Origin of the sequence: Candidatus Stygibacter australis, from assembly GCA_030765845.1 — a bacterium.
GTDB classification, from domain to species: Bacteria; Cloacimonadota; Cloacimonadia; order Cloacimonadales; family TCS61; genus Stygibacter; species Stygibacter australis.
In genome coordinates, this window is record JAVCDJ010000061.1 from 1 (window position 1) to 3,691 (window position 3,691).

General features: G+C 37.5%; 1 protein-coding gene. It reads right to left on the reverse strand.

The window, feature by feature from the left end:
* Positions 1 to 3,400: right-handed parallel beta-helix repeat-containing protein (locus tag RAO94_03870; protein MDP8321472.1), on the reverse strand; the 3,400-nt coding region annotated here is incomplete at its 3' end.
* Positions 3,401 to 3,691: the final 291 nt, after the last annotated feature.

Below are 3,691 nucleotides of genomic sequence, written 5' to 3' on the forward strand. Positions count from 1 at the left end.
TGCTTACCTGTTTCCCAGAATCGTCCTTTCCATCCCAAACTACTGAATTCATTTTACATTCTTGTCCGCCTCGGTGGATTGAGTTTTCAATTCTTGTCCGCCTCGGTGGATTCAATTCGCGTACGCGTTGACCTTTTACATTGTAAATATTAACCTCTGTGTTCTCTGTGACCTCTGTGGTAGAAAAAGAAATAGTAACCTCTGGATTAAAAGGATTAGGATAACACCAGACCTTACCTGACATATCCACTATTTCAGCATCTTCACTACCACCAGGATACTGGTATTCATAACAGCCCATATCTATAAAGTCTCCACTGATCCGCGGATTTCCTGCCAGATCAGTCTCTGGAACTTCAAATAATATAGGAAAGTCCAATGTTCCCACATCCACACAAGGTGAACTTTCCTCTAAACTGTATAAATAAGGCTCTATACCTGTAAATAGCGGATCAGCATCTATATTACCCTCTTCCCAGTGCAATACGGCTCCTTCATACTGCAATACGCCTTCTTCACCTCCTTCCACATCACAATACTCCACGTGCATTAATTTTGATCTTTCTGTAGGAGATCCCAGTTGGATTTGGGCTGGCTCATTATCATAGATTATGCAATTTATGAAATAGGGTTCTTCTGATGCATTGGAACTGTTATTGATAGCTGCCCCATTTTCTGAGACATTGCCAGTTATTGTGCAATTTATAAAATATACATTACTCTTATATAAACTTATAGCGCTTATTCTATCCACAGCAACATTACCCTGAATAAGACTATTATAAATGATTACCGGCTCTGATCTACATGTTCTCACTTTCATTCCAGCAGCAAGATCGGATTGACAATCAGTTACAATAATGTTATTAAATATCACATCACTGCAGTCATCAATTCTTAATCCGCCATAATTCGAGATTGCTTGAAAGTTATTTATTGTTACATCAGATATTGTACTATTACTTATCCCTGCGAATCGTAATGCACTACTTTGCGATTCAAAAGGAATATCCACATTTTTAATATTAATATTTGATATTACACTATTAGAAAATCCACCTATATAAAGTAGATCATTGGAAGATTCCTGATTAAAATAATTTACATTTACATTATCCATATAAATAACTGAATTTTCACCTGTTCCCGAAAAATAATTACTGGAAGAATAATAAGTCTGATTCCCACTAAAATAAAGATCACTTATTTCAGCGTTTTCTATTCTATCAATATAGATACCGCTACAAGTGTTATTTCTAATTATTAGATCATGGAATATCAATTCATTGATATTGTTGGTGAGACCACCACATATAGCGGAATATTCATTATTTTCTAAAATTGAATTATCTATCTGAATGGAATTTATACCATCTATAAATATACCGCCTGCCCCACTATCCCACCCATATCCATTCCTGATCGTAAATCCAGAAATCTTTGCCCAACTGCAATTAATTAATAATATTACTGAGTCCAGACTGTCTCCATCTATAATTGTATCACTTATAAAGGCTGTATCTCCAGTCGCTGCAAAATAACTCACTAATTCAATATTCTTTCCCAGAAAATCAAGATTCTCATGATATTCACCTGGTGCTACTATTATCTTCGTGCTGTCGATATTTGCCTGTTCAATTGCTGTCTGGATTTCTGCAAATTCCTCCGGTACATAGATCAGATTCTTTGATACATCCACTGTCATCTCTGCACTGCTCACCAACCTGCCACTATTATCATTCACATAAAAGGTCAGAAATTCCACTCCTGCCCAGTTATACGTACAGCTGATGGTTACCAGCATATCAGCAATATCCACCAGAACATCTTCATTCCCATTCACGCTCAAGGTTAATTCATCTGGATTAATGTCATATACATACTCCTCAAAATCAAGCTCAATCACTTCTCCACTTTCAAAATGCAGATAATCGGGAATATTGATCTCGGGATAAACTAATTCTGTCTGATCATAATATATTGCTCCCATATCCTGTATTGTTCCATCCGGATCGTATTCTCCTTCAGGATCCCCGGCATCAATACACGGTGAATAATACATCAACCTCCAATCTTCCTCTTCAAGGCAGGCAAATCCCACCTCTTCACTGATATTGCCTGCTCCCCATACATAACTGCCATAATTATCACAATCAAGACTGGATTCCCCATTTACTATATTGCAATAACTCAATTCCAGATAATTGTCATTACCCGCATCACTTTCCTGAAATTGAATACTCATCCCATCATCTGCAAAAATACTGTTACGCATTATTAGACTTGATGAGCCTGCTATAATCATAGATGTCCCATAACTGATATTTCCCTGGAAAGTAGTGTTCTCTATTATCACTTCCGATCCGTTATCGATTTTCATACTGCTGCCATCGAGATTTTCATAATCTATGTAATTATTACAGATAACAAAGTCCTTTAAAGTAACTTCACTGTTTCTTACAAACATTCCAACATTTCTGTGCCCATAATTATCAATTATCTTGACTCCTTGTATTTCACAATCTAATGTATTAAGATACATCCCAGCTCCACCATAACTACCGCATTCATTACTTTTGATTACTACGTTTTCAAAATCTGGATTTACATAATAGTACAGGACAATACCACCACCTAACCTACCATCATTATTAGATAGTAATACATTTCTTAAGGTTAGATTACATGCTTGAGCATAAATTCCTCCACCCCCTTCGGCGATGTTACCTGAAATTATCGTGTTTTCTATAAACGCATCACTCATCTCAAATACACATATTCCACCACCACAAACTTGACCATAATTATTCTCAATCAAACATCCTGAAATTTCAGCGTTAGAATGATATAAAGTTATACCACCACCGTAGTAAATATGGGGTTCAGTATTATCATGTATATGACAGTTCTCGATCAAAGGATCAGAATATTCACAATATATCCCCCCTGCGGCACCACGATTATTGTCATGTATATTCAAGTCACGCAAAGTCGGTGAGCTGAAATTCAAACAACTGATCCCTCCTGACAGGTAATTAGGAAAATTACTCCCAGTTCCTCCCCTCAGAGTAAATCCTCCCAGTACGGCTGCTCTCGTTTCATAATTCTCAAATGTCGCCAGACATCCGTCTACCACGTCGCCAATAATAGTATTTTCTATATAACTGCTGTCCCCGGTGGTATAATACAAACTCACTACCACAATGTCCCTGCCCCCATAATTGATATTCTCCTGATAAAGCCCCGGATGCACCAGCAAAGTATCTCCACTCACACTATTATCAATCCCCGCCTGAATAGAACTGAAATCCAGCCCCCCATCATCATCAATCTCTATCAAAGTACCAAAAACCATTATTGGTATTGAAATTATTACAAATAATGCTAAAAATACTTTCATCAAATTTTCCTCTTTTACCAATAATATCTCCAGTAAGTTATCGAGTTAAGACACTGTACTCAGTGAATTGACTTGAGAACGACAGTTACGCGCCACCCAGCCAAACAAGAGTTTTGAACGGTACTCCGGACAAAGCTTGTCCCGATGTATCGGGAACTTCTGGTGATCAGTAACTCCTCTCCTATCCGTGTTAATCCGTGAAATCTGTGGCTCATATCTTCACTTCTCACTATTACCCTATTTCATCAATAACGCTTTTACTGTAGATACTTCCCTGCCAGCCTGTACACG